The 15,148-nt window shown below is 75.2% G+C and carries 13 protein-coding genes and 1 pseudogene; 7 read left to right on the forward strand and 7 right to left on the reverse strand.

The genetic code is table 11. From position 1 onward, the window contains the following. Nucleotides 1–85: 85 nt before the first annotated feature. Nucleotides 86–1,279, reverse strand: coding sequence for a TerD family protein (locus tag ACQ614_RS25445; RefSeq protein ID WP_431684024.1), 1,194 nt, complete (start codon nt 1,277–1,279; stop codon nt 86–88). 165 nt (nt 1,280–1,444) lie between these two features. On the opposite strand from ACQ614_RS25445, the gene pepN reads away from it, so the two are divergent. After that, nucleotides 1,445–3,931: an aminopeptidase N gene (gene pepN / locus ACQ614_RS25450; RefSeq protein ID WP_431680986.1), complete on the forward strand. Its 2,487-nt coding sequence runs from the start codon at nt 1,445–1,447 to the stop codon at nt 3,929–3,931. A 91-nt stretch (nt 3,932–4,022) separates the two neighbouring features. Here the strand turns inward: pepN and ACQ614_RS25455 are convergent, their stop codons facing one another. Next, nucleotides 4,023–4,961, reverse strand: coding sequence for a hypothetical protein (locus tag ACQ614_RS25455; protein ID WP_431680987.1), 939 nt, complete (start codon nt 4,959–4,961; stop codon nt 4,023–4,025). 277 nt (nt 4,962–5,238) lie between these two features. Here ACQ614_RS25455 and ACQ614_RS25460 point away from each other — a divergent pair, with 277 nt between their 5' ends. Continuing rightward, on the forward strand, nt 5,239–5,733 hold the full coding sequence (locus ACQ614_RS25460) for an SsgA family sporulation/cell division regulator (protein ID WP_363492359.1): 495 nt from the start codon (nt 5,239–5,241) through the stop codon (nt 5,731–5,733). A 194-nt stretch (nt 5,734–5,927) separates the two neighbouring features. Here the strand turns inward: ACQ614_RS25460 and ACQ614_RS25465 are convergent, their stop codons facing one another. The 3 genes from ACQ614_RS25465 to ACQ614_RS25475 all read right to left on the reverse strand — a co-directional run bounded on the left by ACQ614_RS25465 (nt 5,928) and on the right by ACQ614_RS25475 (nt 9,352). Continuing rightward, on the reverse strand, nt 5,928–7,244 hold the full coding sequence (locus ACQ614_RS25465) for a GAF domain-containing protein (protein ID WP_431680988.1): 1,317 nt from the start codon (nt 7,242–7,244) through the stop codon (nt 5,928–5,930). A 219-nt stretch (nt 7,245–7,463) separates the two neighbouring features. Next, the gene (locus tag ACQ614_RS25470) at nt 7,464–8,096 is read right to left on the reverse strand and encodes a response regulator transcription factor (protein ID WP_363492361.1); all 633 of its coding nucleotides are present in this window, start codon (nt 8,094–8,096) and stop codon (nt 7,464–7,466) included. Continuing rightward, nucleotides 8,093–9,352 (reverse strand): sensor histidine kinase, encoded by a 1,260-nt coding sequence (locus tag ACQ614_RS25475; RefSeq protein ID WP_431680989.1) that lies wholly within the window; start codon nt 9,350–9,352, stop codon nt 8,093–8,095. Before ACQ614_RS25475 ends, ACQ614_RS25470 begins: the two co-directional genes overlap by 4 nt. A 171-nt stretch (nt 9,353–9,523) precedes the next feature. Here ACQ614_RS25475 and ACQ614_RS25480 point away from each other — a divergent pair, with 171 nt between their 5' ends. The 5 genes from ACQ614_RS25480 (at nt 9,524) to ACQ614_RS25500 (ending at nt 14,152) form a co-directional block, all read left to right on the forward strand. After that, on the forward strand, nt 9,524–10,600 hold the full coding sequence (locus ACQ614_RS25480) for an ABC transporter permease (protein ID WP_431680991.1): 1,077 nt from the start codon (nt 9,524–9,526) through the stop codon (nt 10,598–10,600). Next, entirely contained in the window at nt 10,597–11,289 is a 693-nt protein-coding gene (locus ACQ614_RS25485; protein ID WP_431680993.1) for an ABC transporter ATP-binding protein, read from the forward strand. Before ACQ614_RS25480 ends, ACQ614_RS25485 begins: the two co-directional genes overlap by 4 nt. A gap of 56 nt (nt 11,290–11,345) precedes the next feature. Further along, complete coding sequence (locus tag ACQ614_RS25490) at nt 11,346–12,236, forward strand: PhzF family phenazine biosynthesis protein (protein ID WP_431680994.1); 891 nt, start codon at nt 11,346–11,348, stop codon at nt 12,234–12,236. Between the two features lie 105 nt (nt 12,237–12,341). Beyond that, the gene (locus ACQ614_RS25495; protein ID WP_431680995.1) at nt 12,342–13,463 is read left to right on the forward strand and encodes a TIGR03364 family FAD-dependent oxidoreductase; all 1,122 of its coding nucleotides are present in this window, start codon (nt 12,342–12,344) and stop codon (nt 13,461–13,463) included. 11 nt (nt 13,464–13,474) lie between these two features. Continuing rightward, entirely contained in the window at nt 13,475–14,152 is a 678-nt protein-coding gene (locus ACQ614_RS25500; RefSeq protein ID WP_363492368.1) for a phosphonatase-like hydrolase, read from the forward strand. 16 nt (nt 14,153–14,168) lie between these two features. On the opposite strand, the pseudogene ACQ614_RS25505 reads toward ACQ614_RS25500, so the two are convergent. Beyond that, nucleotides 14,169–15,011: pseudogene (locus ACQ614_RS25505) on the reverse strand (hypothetical protein); the annotation flags it as partial. Further along, nucleotides 14,975–15,148: a hypothetical protein gene (locus ACQ614_RS25510; protein WP_431680996.1), complete on the reverse strand. Its 174-nt coding sequence runs from the start codon at nt 15,146–15,148 to the stop codon at nt 14,975–14,977. The pseudogene ACQ614_RS25505 and the gene ACQ614_RS25510, both read right to left, overlap by 37 nt.

A 15,148-nucleotide genomic window follows, 5' to 3' on the forward strand; every position in this document is an offset into this window, starting at 1 on the left:
ACGGGTCGGCAATTGGAGTCCCAATTGCCGGTCGGTCCAAGGAGGGGACGGGCGTGTGGGCGCCCGTCCCCTCCGTCGTGCCGCGCTACAGCATGCGGGCGGCGGGGTCGACCATGCCCCGGGCGGTCTTGGCGTCGACGTACTCGCCGAGGGCGGTCATCACCCACTCGCCGGAGAACTGGCGGACCAGCTTGCACATGGCGACGCCGGTCCGCGGCTCGGCGTGGGTGAGGTCGAAGCGCACCAGCTCCTGGCCGCTGCCGGCGTCGAGCAGGCGGCAGTAGGCGTTCTTGACGTCGGTGAACTTCTGCCCGGAGAAGGAGTTGACGACGAAGACCAGGCCGGAGACCTCGGGCGGCAGGCCGTCCAGGTGGACGGTGATGGACTCGTCGTCGCCCGCGCCGGCGCCGGTGAGGTTGTCGCCGGAGTGGGCGACCGCGCCGTTGAAGATCGACAGCTTCATGAACCAGGCGGTCTCGATGCGCTTGCGCTGCGCGTCGAAGGCGATGCAGGAGGCGTCCAGGTCGACGTTGCGGCCGCGGCCGGCCGGCTCCCAGCCGAGGCCCATCCGGACGGCGGACAGGAAGGGCTTGCCGCCCTTCTCCAGCGAGACCGAGCCGCCCTTGGTGAGGCTGACCCGGCCCTTGTCCAGGGTCACCTTCGTCATCGACGGCGCGGCGGCCGGGGGAGCGGGCGGGGCGGCCGGCGGCGGGGGCACGGCCGGCTTCTGCATCGGCTGGGCGGGCGGTGCCGCGGCCACCGGCGGGGCGGCGGCGGCCGGCCCCGGGTCCTCCACCGAGACGCCGAAGTCGGTGGCGATGCCCGCCAGCCCGTTGGCGTAGCCCTGGCCGACGGCTCTGACCTTCCAGGCGCCGCCGCGGCGGTAGACCTCGACGACCACCAGGGCGGTCTCGGTGCTCAGCCGGGGCGGGGTGAAGGTGATCAGCACCTCGCCGCTGGCGGCGTCCCGTACGGTGGCGGTCGGCTCGGTGCCGGCGAAGGTGGCGCCGGCCTCGTCGAGGCTCGCGGTCACGACGATCTTCTCGATGCCGGCCGGGACGGAGGACGTGTCCACGGTGATCGCGTCGGGCGTACCGGCGGCGGCCGGCCGGTGCGTCACCCCTGGGCCGTTCGGCGCGTTGAAGAACACGAAGTCGTCGTCCGAGCGGACCTTGCCGGCCTCGGTCAGCAGCAGGCCGGAGACGTCCAGCGCCTTGGGTGCCGTCACCTCCACCGTCACCCGGGCGGCGTTGAGTGGGGCGTTTCCGCCCTGGGTCAGGACCGTGGTCACGGTGCTCCTCCTCGCTCCTCGCGGCGTCCGGGCTCTCTTCCCGGCCACCCTAGGGCACCCCGGCCGTCCGACGCCGGGTGACCCGCTGTCAGCGGCTTCCTGCTGTCAGAGAACAGGCTTGTGGTGCCCGTCCGGCTGGGAAAGCATGCTGGAATGCCAGCTCTGCAACGTACCGAGGCCGCCGTCCGTGCCCAGCTGCTCGATGTCCGGTCGTACTCCGTGGACCTCGACCTGACCCGCGGCGACCGCCTGTTCCGCAGCACCACCATGATCCGGTTCGGCTGCGCCGAGCCGGGCCGCGACTCCTTCGTGGACATCGACCCCGCCGCGCTGCTCAGGGCCGAGCTGAACGGGAGACCGCTCGACCCCGCCGCACTCGACGGGAACCGCCTGGCACTGCCCGGGCTGGCGGCCGAGAACGAGCTGCTGGTCGAGGCCGACATGCCCTACTCGCACACCTGCGAGGGCCTGCACCGCTTCGCCGACCCGGCGGACGGCGCCGAGTACGTCTACGCCAGCTGCGGCCCCGACCTGGCCCCCCGGATGTTCGCCTGCTTCGACCAGCCGGACCTCAAGGCCCCGATCACCGTCACCGTGACCGCGCCGGACGACTGGACGGTCATCGGCAACGGCACCTCCTCCCGGCTGCCCGACGGCCGCTGGGAGATCGCCCCCGTCGGCCCGATCTCCACCTACCTGATCACCGTGGTCGGCGGCCCGCTGCACGCGGTGCACGCCGAGCACGACGGCATCCCGCTCGGCCTGTACGCCCGCCGCTCGCTCGCCGCCGAACTGGACCGCGAGGCCGAGGAGCTGTTCGAGGTCACCCGGGCCTCCTTCGACCGGCTGCACGGCCTCTTCGACGAGCGCTACCCCTTCGGGAAGTACGACCAGGCCTTCGTCCCCGAGTTCAACTGGGGCGCGATGGAGAACCCGGGCTGTGTGGTCTTCCGCGACGAACTGCTGTTCCGCTCCGCGCCGACCGAGGCCCAGCGCGAGATGCGGGCCATGGTGGTCTGCCACGAGATGGCGCACATGTGGTTCGGCGACCTGGTCACCATGGCCTGGTGGGACGACCTGTGGCTCAACGAGTCCTTCGCCGAGATGCTCGGCTACCGGATCGCCGCCGAGTCCACCCGCTTCACCGGCGCCTGGACGTCCTTCGCGGTCAAGCGCAAGGGCTGGGGCTACGACGCCGACCTGCGCGGCTCCACCCACCCGGTCGCCGCCATCGCCATGGGCTCGGTCGCCGAGGCCCTGGTCAACTTCGACGGCATCTCCTACGCCAAGGGCGCCTCGGCGCTGCGCCAGCTCGTCCACTGGCTGGGCGACAAGGCGTTCTTCGCCGGCCTCAACGCCTACTTCGCCGAACACCGCTGGGGCAACGCCGACCTCGGCGACTTCCTGTCCGCGCTCGGCGCCGCCACCGACCGCGACGTGGCCGGCTGGGCCGAGGCCTGGCTGCGCACCAGCGGCGTCGACACCCTGCGCCTGGAGGTCGAGGCGGACGGCGACACCCTCCGCTCGGTGGTCCTGGTCAACGACGGCACCCGGCCCCACCGGGTGCGGATCGGCGCCTACGACCGGGTCGGCGACGCGGTGGTGCTGCGCGAGCGGGTGGACGCGGACGTCGCACCCGGCGGGCGCACGGTGATCCCCGAACTGGCCGGCACACCCCGCCCCGCGCTGCTGCTGCCCAACGACGGCGACCTCACCTGGGCGCTGATCCGCCTGGACGAGCACTCCGCCGCCACGGTCGCCGCCTCGCTCTCCCGCATCGAGGACGAGCTCGCCCGCGCCGTGCTCTGGGAGCACGCCCGCGACCTGGTCCGCTCCGCCGAACTGCCCGCCGACGGCTACCTGCAGCTGGTCGCCGACCACCTGCCCGCCGAGACCGCCGTGACCATCGTCGAGGCGGTGCTCAAGTTCGCCGCCGACCACGTCGTCGCCCGCTACCTGGCACCCGAGCAGCGGCCCGCCGCGCTCGTCCTGCTCGGCGACACCGCCCGCGCGGTGCTGGCCCGGCCGGACGCCGGGGAGAGCCTGCGGATCGCCGCCCTCCGCTGCGCCGTCGCCACCGCGTCCGGCCAGGAGCGGCTCGCGGAGCTGGCCGGCTGGCTGGACGGCCGGGACCTGCCCGGCGGCGTCCCCTTCGACGCCGACCTCCGCTGGGCCGCCCTGCTGCAGTTGGCCGCCGCCGGGGCGGTCGACGAACAGCGGATCGCCGAGGAGCTCGCCGCCGACGCCAGCAACATCGGCGAACAGGGCGCCGCCCGGGCCCGGGCCGCGCTGCCCGACCCGGCCGCCAAGGAACGGGCCTGGCAGGAGATGTTCACCCCGGACGGCCTGTCCAACCACCTGCTGGCCGCGACCGCCGAAGGCTTCTGGCACTCCGGCCGGCCCGACCTCCAGCAGGCCTACATGCGGCGGTACTTCGAGCAGGTGCCGACCACAGGGGAACGCGGCGGACAGGTCGCCAGGGTGCTCGGCCAGTCGCTCTTCCCGGCCGGCCTCGCGCTGCCGGGCACGGTGAAGGCCGCCGAGGCCTGCCTGGCCAAGCCGGACCTCTCGCCCACCCTGAGGCGGAAGCTCGCCGACGAACTGGACGACCTGCGCCGCGCCCTCGCCCACCGCGTCTGACCGCCAGGGCAGATGGGCAGGCTCCAGGGATGCGGGGGGTACTTTCCGGCCTTCGGTCGGGGGGTACCCCAGCGCCCCCGGGGTCAGCCCGTCAGCGGGCGGTGTCGAAGGTGCCGCGGACGGCGACCGCGTGCGGGTTGCGGCCGTCGGGGACGAATGCGGCGGCGCTCCACGTCTCCTGGCCCGTGGCACCGGGCCGGTCGGTGCCCGGCAGGCGGGCGCCGAGGACCTCGAAGGCGTACTCGCCGGGCTCGACGTCCAGGCCGGCGGGCAGCGTGTACCGGTAGACGAGCACGCCGCGTTCCTGGGAGACGGTGGTGACCACGCCGGGCAGGGTGCTCGACGGGACCGTGCCGGGCAGCACGTCCGGGCGGACCAGCCGCAGCTCCACCTGGAGTGCGGTCAGCTCCCGGCGGACCTCCAGGACGACGGTGTGCCGGGTGCCGGCCGGCCCGAGGAGCTCCACGTGCGCGCGGCCGGAGAGCGGGTCGATGCCGGTGGGCTTGACCGGGGTCGGGGCGCCGGTGGGCGGCTGGGCCGTGGGCCGGCCGGGCTCCGGGGCGACGGGGCGCGCGGTCGGCGGGGCACCGGTGGTGGCGGAGCCCGACGGCGAGGGCGAGCCGCTCGGCGCCGGGGCGGACGGCGAGCTGCTGCCGGACGGCGCGGCGGGCGACTGCGTGCCGGCCGGACGGCCCGGGGCGGTGCCGGTGTGCGAGCTGCGGGCCGGCGCGCTGCGCGCGGTGTGCGTGTCGGAGGCCGGGGCGGCGGTGGCCGTGCCCTGGCCGTCCTGGCTGGGCAGCGGCGGGCTGGCACCGACGTTGGACATGCCGGGGCGGCGGCCGACGCCCTGCTGCTCGTTCAGCAGCCACGTGGTGGCGACGCTGATCCCGACGACGGTGGACATCGCCATCGCCGCACCGGAGAAACGGATGGTGGGCAGCCGGAACCTGCCCCCGATCGGCTTGGGCCGACTGTGCCGGCCGTACCTGACGGCCGTGCGGACCGGCCCGGTGTCCTCGCGGAGCGCCAACCGGCTCCCCTCCTCCCCACCCGACGCCGCTGCCCCCCGGTGTCGTCACCGGCCCCCGACCGCGGTGACAGGGGGACGAATGTACCAGCGGTGACCGACATCTCCGCCAGACCCGGAACGCAACGGATGTGTTAACCGTAATGACGTACTGTGGCGGATAATTGACGCACCGTCCAATCGTACGGTTCCCCGCGCGCTGCAACCCCTTGCAACCGTTGCCGCGGGCCCGGCGGTGCCGCAGGCTGGAGCGAACCCCAGCCGCCTCGGAGAGACCGTCATGCCGCGCGACCCGCTGTCCGTACCCTCCGACCCGATCGCCGCCACCCCCACGGGCGACGACTTGGGCCGACTCACCACCGCGAGGGCGGTGCTGGACGAGGTGATGACACTGCGGATCGCGCTCGACGACGACCAGGTGGGAGAGGTGCGTACCCGGTTCAGGTACGACACCGTGCGGCCCTGCGAGGTGCTGCTCACCTTCCACCTGGGCCGTCCCGACGAGGCGGACTGGGTGTTCTCGCGTGAACTGCTCCGCGACGGGCTCGGCACGATCAGCGGGCAGGGCGACATCAAACTGTGGCCGGCCTACTGCCCGTGCCACGGCTCGACCCTGCACATCGCCCTCGACTCCCCGCACGGCAGCGCCATGCTGGAGGCATCACGCCCCCGGGTGCGCTCCTGGCTGGACCGCACCTACGCGCTGATCTCCGCCGAGGAGGAGCTGGGCGCCGGCCCGACCGACGCCGAGCTCGCCGCCCTGCTCGCCGGCTGAGCGCGGGCGACACCCGCCCCGAGCCGAAGGGCCCGCCGGTGCCGAAAGGGTGGGCCCCTCCTGCCCGTCGGCGGGCAAGGAGGGCGAGCGCGGGAGCGACGAAGGAGCGACGGAGCATGGGGGCACCTCCCAGCCGTCAGGCTGGGGGAGACCGTCGGCGCCGGGTCAAGAGGGCCCGGAGGCGAGTGGGCGAATCAAGGCAGCCGGACGGTGCCCGCGTGCAGGGCGGACCGCAGTTCGCGGACGGCCGGGGCCGAGGAGGTCGCCAGCAGGTCCAGCGGCTCGGCGGGCCCGGTGACGGTGACGGCCGCGGAGGCGTTCAGCCGGTACGGCCGGTGGTCGAGCAGCGCGCCCAGGTAGCGGCGCAGCCGGGACATCTCGGCCCGGACGGTGACCGTCCGGGCGGGGTCGCCGAAGAGCGCCTCGGCGAGCTGGGCGGCGCTCATCCCGGTGCGGCGGACGGCGAGCAGCAGCAGCACCTCGGCATGGCGCGGGGTCAGCACGTGCGACCAGCTGCCGGCCGCCCCGGCGACGTGCAGTTCGGGCCGGCCGGGCAGCCGCAGGTCGAGCCGGATGCGGGCGCCGGCGTTCTGCTCGGCGACCGCGCCGGGCGAGGCGCCGAGCGGGCGGACCAGCCAGCCGCCGCCGAGCGGTTCGACGGCGCACTCGCCCAGCGAGGGCAGCCACTCCACCGGCCGGCTGCCCCAGCCCTCGGCGGGCAGCCGCAGCCGCTGGACCGGCGGCACGCCGACCGCGGCGGCCGTCCACCCTGCGCCGTCCACGACCAGGGCCGGGCCGCTGACCCTGGCCAGCAGGCCGGTGGCGAGGGTGCGCAGCCGGTGCAGCGACTCCAGTTGGGCGGCGCGCAGTTCGGCCTCGGCGAGGCGGGCGGCGGTGGCGGTGAGCCGCATCAGGTGCGGCTGCACCTGGTGGGCCGGGCCGCTGAGGTCGAGGATGCCGAGCAGCCGCCCGGTGCGCGGGTCGTGGACGGGGGAGGCGACGCACGTCCAGGTGTGGTGACTGCGCAGGTAGTGCTCGGCGGAGTGGACGGCGGTGGGGCGCTCGATGCGCAGGGCCATGCCGATGCCGTTGGTGCCGACCTCGTCCTCCGTCCAGCGGGCGCCGGTCTCGAAGCCGATGCCGTCGGCGTTGCGGCGCAGGTGGCGGGCGCCGTCGAGCCAGAGCAGGTGGCCCTCGGGGTCGGTGATGGCGAGCAGGACGGGGGCGTCGTCGGAGGCGAGCAGGGTCGTCCTGAGCATGGGCAGCACGGTGTCCAGCTGCGACTGGTGGCGCCGGTGCTGGACCTCGGCGACGCCGATCCGGCGGACGTTGCGCCCGGCGTCCGGGTCGAGGCCGAGCCGGCGCAGCCGTTCCCAGGAGTCGGTGATCTCCGGTCTGGGGGCGGCGCCGCGGAGGTCCGGGCCGCCGCCGAGGGCGAGGTCGTAGGTGGCGGTGAGGGCGGCGGTGAGCGGCGTGCGGTGTGCACGGACAGCCCGGTGTGTGCTGTGCATTCCCGTCCCCCGCCCCGTCGTCGTGTCTCCCCGGTCCGCAGACAGGGTACGACCGCTCGATCTGGACATGCCGAGGGAGTCGGAATTCTCATTTTTCCCGTCGGGGATCGGCCATGATGGCCGGTTCGCACGGTGGAAGGACCGGGTGCGGGGGAGGGAAGGCGGCGCGCGTGCACACCTGGTGACGGTGTGTCAGGAGTTGTGCGCGCCCTGCGGCCGTCAGCGCCGGATCAGGCCCCGGTCGGTGGCTGCGGCCACCGCGGCGGTGCGCGAGTCCACCCCGAGCTTGGCATAGATGTGTACCAGGTGGGACTTCACGGTGGCCTGGCTGATGTGCAGTTCGCGGGCGACGTCCAGATTGGCCAGACCGCGGGCGACGAGTTCCAGCACCTGCACCTCGCGCAGGCTGAGCGCGGTCGCGGGGGTGCGCATCCGGTGCAGCAGCCGGTCGGCCACCGCGGGGGCGAGCGCGGTGCGGCCTGCGGCCGCGTCCCGGACGGCGGCGGCCAGCTCGGCCGGCGGGGCGTCCTTCAGCAGGTACCCGGTGGCGCCCGCCTCGATCGCGCCGAGCGTGTCCGCGTCGCTGTCGTAGGTGGTCACCACCAGCACCCGGGGTGCCCCGGGCCGCGCGGTGATCTCCGCGGTCGCCTGCGCGCCGTTCATGCCCGCACCGAACTGCAGGTCCATCAGCACCACGTCGACCCGCTCCTCGGCCGCCAGCCGGACGGCCTCCTCGGCGGTGGCGGCCTCGGCGGCGATCTCCAGGTCGGGCTCGGTCTCCAGGACGGCCCGCAGCCCGGCCCGGACCACCGGGTGGTCGTCGGCGAGCAGCAGCCGGATGCGCGCGGTCACGGGCGGTCCTCCACGGGTACGCGGCCGCCCGCGGCGGGCACGGCGGGCACGGCAGTGTCGGTGGGCACGGCGAGCTGGGCGGCGACCGCGGTGCCCCGACCGGCGGCCGACTCCACGGTCAGGGTGCCGCCGAGGGCGTGCATCCGGGCCCGCATCGCGGCCAGCCCGAAGCCGCCGGTGCCGCCGCCCGCGGTGCTCCCGCGGCCGGCGGGCACGGCGGCCGGGTCGAAACCGGCCCCGTCGTCGACCACGTCCAGCGCCACCTCCGACCCCATGTAGCTGAGGGTCACCTCGACCCGTCCGGCCCCGGCGTGCTGCGCCGCATTGGCCAGCGCCGACTGCGCCACCCGCACCAGCGCCGGCTCGTACGCGGCGGGCAGCGGCACGGCGTCCCCGGAGAGCGTGAAGTGCACCGGCAGCCCGTACCGGTCGGCGGCGGTCGCGCACAGCCGCTCCAGCGCACCCGCCAGCGGCAGGTCGTCCAGCACCGGCGGGGCCAGCGCGCGGACGAAGCGGCGCGCCTCGGCCAGGTTGTCCTGCGCCGCCTCCCGGGCCACCCGGACGTGCCGCCCGGCGGCCTCCGGATCGGCCGGCAGCGCCCGTTCGGCCGCCCGCAGCAGCAGTTGGATCGAGGACAGGCCCTGCGCCAGCGTGTCGTGGATCTCCCGGGCCAGCCGCTCGCGTTCGGCGAGCACACCCGCGGCGTGGTCGGCCGCGGCCAGGTCGGCGCGGGCCGCGGTCAGCTCGTCGATCAGCCTCCGCCGCTCCTCGCTCTCCCGGTACAGCGCCTGGTAGCCGAGCACGGTGGCGGTGGCGACGGCCCCGCCGAGCACCGGGCCGATGAACGCGGCCGGCTGCACGGCGCCCTGGTGCAGGGCGAACGCGCCGGCCGCCGCCAGCGCCGTGGCGAGCACCGCGGCCAGGGCGGGCCGGCGCGGCAGCAGGTGCAGTTCGACGAAGTACAGCGGGAAGGCCAGCCACAGCGCGTCCTTGGTGAGGACCAGCAGGACCAGCCACACGGCGCCCACCGCGGCCAGCCACAGCGCCGTCGCCCCCCGACGCCGGCCCACCGCGGGCGTCAGCGGCCCCGCCGCGTACACCGCGCCGAAGCCCACGGCGGCCAGCAGCACCCCGGGGGCGCCCGGACCGCCGCCGGCGAGCGCGCGGGCGGCGGCCAGCGCCAGCAGCCCGGCCACCAGCAGGTGCAGGCACCGGTTGACGACGCGCAGCACGGGGGTCAGGGCACGGGGGTTCATGGTGCCCCCACGGTACCCGGCAACACCCCGGCCGCCGATCGATCAAAAGGTTGATTCCGGTCACCACCCTTCGATTCCGGAGGATCGAACCCCGGCGCGATGTGAAGGCAAGGCGCGATCACCAGAGTGGAGGACATCTGCCGGCACACCGCGGAAGGAGCCCGCGCCGTCATGTTCGTCGCCTGGAGGGACCTCCGGTTCGCCAAGGGGCGGTTCGCCCTCATGGGGACGGTGGTCGTCCTGATCACCGTGCTGGTCGGGCTGTTGTCCGGCCTCACCGCGGGCCTCGCCCGGGGCAACACCTCCGCCGTCATCGGCCTGCCCGCCGACCACCTCGCCTTCGCCGCCCCCGCCGACGGCCGCAAGCCCTCCTTCGGCGACTCCGCCCTGCCCGAACAGGCCTGGCAGGAGTGGGCACGGACACCCGGCGTCACCGCCGCCGAACCGCTGGGCATCGCCCCCGCCAAGGCCGCCGCCGGCACCCGCACCGCCGCCGTCTCCGCCTTCGGCTCCCGGCCCGGCGCCGGGCTCGCCCCCGCGCCGGTGCAGGACGGCTCCGCGGTGCTCTCGGCCGCCGCGGCCGAGGAGCTCGGCGTCCGCCCCGGCGACACCGTCACCCTGACCCGGCGCACCCTCGCCGTCGCCGCGGTCGCCGGGGACGCCGCCTACAACCACACCCCCGTGATCTGGACGAGCCTCGCCGACTGGCAGCGGATCGCCCCCGGCACGGCCGGCGACACCCCGCACGCCACCGTCGTCGCCCTGCGCACCACCGCCGGCGCCGACCTCGCCGCCGCCGACGACCGGATCGGCACCCGCACCCTCGGCCGCGAGGACTCGCTCGCCGCGATCGGCGCCTACACCTCGGAGAACGGCTCGCTGCAGCTGATGCGCGGCTTCCTGTTCGCCATCTCGGCCCTGGTCATCGGCGCCTTCTTCACCGTCTGGACGATCCAGCGCACCGGCGACATCGCCGTTCTCAAGGCGCTCGGCGCCTCCACCCGCCGCCTCACCCTCGACGCCCTCGGCCAGGCCGCCGTCCTGCTGGTGCTCGGCACCGCCCTCGGCAGCGCCGTCGCCGCGGGCGCCGGAGCCCTGGTCGCCGGCACGGTGCCGTTCGTCCTCGACGCGCCGACGCTGCTGCTGCCCGCCCTGGTGATGATCGCCCTCGGCTCGGCCGGAGCCGCCCTCGCCGTCCGCCGCATCACCTCCGTCGACCCGCTGACCGCCCTCGGGAGCCTCCGATGAGCCTGCACCTCGCCGACGTCACCCTCACCTACCCCGACGGCGACGGCCGCCTCACCGCCCTCGACCGGGTCGGCCTCGACGTCCCCCGCGGCAGCCTCACCGCCGTGGTCGGCCCGTCCGGCTCCGGCAAGTCCAGCCTGCTCGCCGTCGCCGCCACCCTGATCGCCCCGGACAGCGGCCGGGTCCTCGTCGACGGCACCGACACCGCGGGCCTCGGCGCCGCCGAACGCACCGCGCTGCGCCGCGACCGGATCGGCATCGTCTTCCAGCAGCCCAACCTGCTGCCCTCGCTCACCGCCGCCGAACAGCTCCAGGTGATGGCCCACCTCGCCGGCCGGCCCGCCCGCGCGGCCCGCACCCGGGCCCTCGAACTCCTCGACGCGGTCGGCCTCGCCGACCTGGCCGGGCGCCGCCCGGGACGGCTCTCCGGCGGCCAGCGCCAGCGCGTCAACATCGCCCGCGCGCTGATGAACGAGCCGACGGTGCTCCTGGTGGACGAGCCCACCAGCGCCCTCGACCACGAACGCGGCGCCGCCGTGATCGGCCTCCTCGCCGCACTCACCCGTGAACGCTCCACCGCCACCGTGCTGGTCACCCACGACCGCACCCACCTCGCCGTCGCCGACCACGTCGCCGAAGTCACGGACGGCCGCCTCCGGCTGCTCGCCGAATCAGGCGCACCGCACTAGCCCGCAGCGCGTCGGCGGTCTTGCCGGGGGCCGGGGGCGGGTGCTGTCCTGGTCCGATGGTCGATGCCGTTGCCGGGGGCGGGCGTGGTCTGCCCGTAGCGATCGTGCAGGCCTGTCTGCGGGAGGGGCGCGGCGGCAGTCCGACCGCGGTGGTGGTCGGGGCGACCCCGCCCGACGACCAGTGCCGCACCGTCCCGGCCCGGACCGGGACCTCGCACGCCGTGTTCGTGTCGGTCGAGGGCGGCGGCCCGGGCGGCCCCGACGTGTCGTTGCGCTTCTTCACCGCCGCGGGGGAGCTGCCCGCGTGCGGCCACGGGACGCTGGCGGCGCTGGCCCTCCTGGCCGAGCACGCAGGGGGCGGGGAGTACCGGGCCACCGTCCGGACAGCGGGCGGTGTCTCCGCCGGCCGGGCCGCCCGGGCCGGCGGTGCGCTCACGGCCTCGTTCGACGTCGGGGCCGTCGAGGTGCGCGGGCCGGCGGCGGCCGGGGAGCACGACGCGGTCCTGGACGCGCTCGGCCTCGCCCCGGGCGGGCTCGCCGGCGGTGTCCGGGTCGCTTCGGCGGGGCGACCGCGGCTGCTCGTCCCCGTGCCCGCACGGTCCGTGCTCGCCGCCCTGGCCCCGGACGCCGACCGGCTCCGCGCCGCCTGCGACCACCTCGGACTGCTGGGCTGCTACGTCTACAGCGCGCCGACGGCCGGGGGCCGCCTGGCGGCCCGGATGTTCGCCCCGTCCATCGGCGTCCCCGAGGACATCGCCAACGCCAACAGCACCGCCTGCCTCGCCGCCCACCTGGCCCGTACCGGCCTCCCCGGTATCACCGTCGACATGGGCGACGCCCTCGGCGCCCCGGCCGCCGTCACGGCCGCGGTACGCGGGAACGTGCCCGGTTCGCCGGTCCGCGTCGGCGGTGCCGCAGCGGTGGCACGCACCGTCCGGCTGCGCTGACGGAGGCCCGGCCCGACCATCTTGTCTGTACAACTTTTCGACCGGTTCATGCGCAGTCCGCCCGCCGGACGGCCCGCGGACACCGGGGCGCCCCAGGCTGGCCGCATGAGAGTCATCGTCGTAGGAGCCGGGGTGCTCGGCACCATGCACGCCTGGCAGGCCGTCGAGCGCGGCCACGAGGTCGTCCACCTGGAGCGCGAGGCGGAGGCCCGCGGCGCGTCCGTCCGCAACTTCGGCCTGGTCTGGGTCGGCGGCCGCGCCTCGGGGGAGGAGCTCGCTGCCGCCCAGCGCGCCCGCGACCTGTGGCAGCGGATCGGCGAGCGCGTCCCCGGCCTGCACTTCCGGGCCAACGGCTCGCTCACCGTGCTCCGCACCGAGGCCGAACTCGCGGTCGCCGAAGAGGTGGTGAAGCGCGAGGACGCCGCCGACCGCGGCTACCGCCTGCTGGACGCGGCCGAGACCCGCGCCGTCAACCCCGCCCTGCGCGGCGACCACCTCGGCGCCCTGCACTGCACCCGCGACGCCGCCGTCGAACCCCGCACCGCCCAGCCCGCGCTGCGCGCCGCCCTGCAGGCGAGCGGCCGGTACACCTTCCTGCCCGGCCGCGAGGTCCGCGACCTGGTCGGCACCGCCGGCGTCCGGGACGACCACGGCGAGGTGCACCACGGCGACCTCGTACTGCTCTGCACCGGCGCCTGGACGGGCGGCCTCGTCCGCGAACTCGCCCCCGAACTCCCCGTCCGCCGGGTCCGCCTGCAGATGATGCAGACCGATCCGCTCGGCGAGCCGCTCACCACCTCCGTCGCCGACGGCGACAGCTTCCGCTACTACCCGGCCTACGCCGGCACCGCCCTCGACGCCCTGCAGGCCGTGCAGCCGCAGGGCCCGGTCGCCGCCGAGCACCGCATGCAGCTGCTGATGGTCCAGCGCACCGACGGCGGCCTGACCGTCGGCGACACCCACGAGTACGAGCAGCCGTTCGGCTTCGACACCGTCGAGGAGCCATACGAGCACCTCGCCGCCGTCGCCGGGCAGCTCCTCGGCCGGCCGCTGCCCCGCATCCGCCGCCGCTGGGCCGGCGTGTACGCCCAGTGCCTCGACGCCGGCCGGGTCGTCCACCGCGAGCGGCCGAACGACGCCGTCTGGCTGGTCACCGGGCCCGGCGGCCGCGGCATGACCTGCTCCCCGGCGATCGCCGAGACCACCGCCGACCTCGCCGACCTGTGAGGAACACCCGTATGAGCACCGACATCCGCCTCGTCGTCCTCGACATGGCCGGCACCACCGTCGCCGACGGCGGCCTGGTCGAGCAGGCCTTCCGCGCCGCCGCGGCCGACCTCGGCGTCGCCGGCGGCAGTGCCGAGCACGCCCGCATGCTCGACCACGTCCGCGCCACCATGGGCGAGTCCAAGATCTCCGTCTTCCGGCACCTCTTCGGCGACGAGGACCGCGCGCAGCGGGCCAACCGCTCCTTCGAGGCCGCCTACCACGACCTCGTCGACGCCGGGCACTGCACCCCGCTGCCCGGCGCCGCCGAGGCGATCGAACGGCTGCGCACGGACGGCCGCAGGGTGGTCCTCACCACCGGCTTCTCCCGTGCCACCCAGGACCGCATCCTGAAGGCGCTCGGCTGGCAGGACCTCGCCGACCTCACCCTCTGCCCCGCCGACGCCGGCCGCGGCCGCCCCTACCCGGACATGGTGCTCACCGCGCTGCTGCGCACCGGCACCGAGTCCGTCCGGCAGATCGCCGTCGCCGGCGACACCGGCTACGACATGCTCACCGGCACCCGGGCCGGTGCCGCGGTCGTCGCCGGCGTCCTCACCGGCGCCCACGACGAGCCGCGGCTGCGTGCCGACGGGGCGACCCACGTCCTCCCCTCGGTCGCCGGGCTGCCGGATCTGCTGGCCGGCTGACGGACTCGCAAGTGCGTCAGGCGGACTTCAGCCGGGCGACCTCGCGGGCCCGCTGGTCGAGGTGGGCGACCGTCCGGTTGCCCAGGTGCGGGCGGATGCCGCTGCGCAGCGCACCGAAGTGCTCGTCGCCGCGGACGCTGCTGATCCCCGCGTAGTCGTCCAGGAAGGACGACCAGGTCGCGGCCGCCGCCTCGACGTGGCCGTACTCCATCTGACGGCGGGCCAGCAGGCCGAGCCCGTGCACCCGGCCCTGTCGCTCCGTCGTCGGCCGGACCCGGTTGGAGGTCTGCAGCGCGGCGATCGAGCCCGACAGGTCGCCGAGTTCGTACAGCACGTGCGAGACGTGGAACTGGTACGCCGCCAGGTCGTAGCCGCCGACCGCCTCGTTCTGCCCGTCCGCCCGGGACAGTGCCGTCTCGGTCTCGGAGAGCCGGGCGAAGGCCTGCCGCCGGTCCTTCACCATCGCCGCGCCGTGCGCCTGCTGGCCGCGCAGGAACGCGGTGAGGCGGGGGCCGGCGGCGGGCGCGGCCTGGGCGGCGGAGTCCGCGTACTCCAGCGCCCGCGGGCCGTGCCCGAGGCTGGACGCCTGCAGCGACATGCCGCGCAGGGTGCGGCAGTAGGTCGCGTGGTCGCCGGCCTGGTCGGCCAGCCGCAGCGCCTGGACGTAGTACGACTGGCCGAGGCCCTGGGCGAGTTCGTAGACCGCGGACCAGCCGGCCAGGTAGGTCAGGTCGGCGGCCGCGGCGAGCATCCCGCTCTTCGCCCGCTCGGTGCCGGACGCCTGCAGCCAGGGGCCGACGCTGTTCACCAGGAAACTCGCCATCATCGGGCGGGCGTGCGCCGCACCCAGTTCGTCCAGTTTCCATTCCATTCCATTCCATTCCATTCCATTCCATTCCATTCCATTCCATTCCATTCCATTCCATTCCATTCCATTCCATTCCATTCCATTCCATTCCATTCCATTCCATTCCATTCCATTCCATTCCATTCCAT

This window comes from Kitasatospora dryopteridis (assembly GCF_050749075.1).
Taxonomy (GTDB): Bacteria; Actinomycetota; Actinomycetes; order Streptomycetales; family Streptomycetaceae; genus Kitasatospora.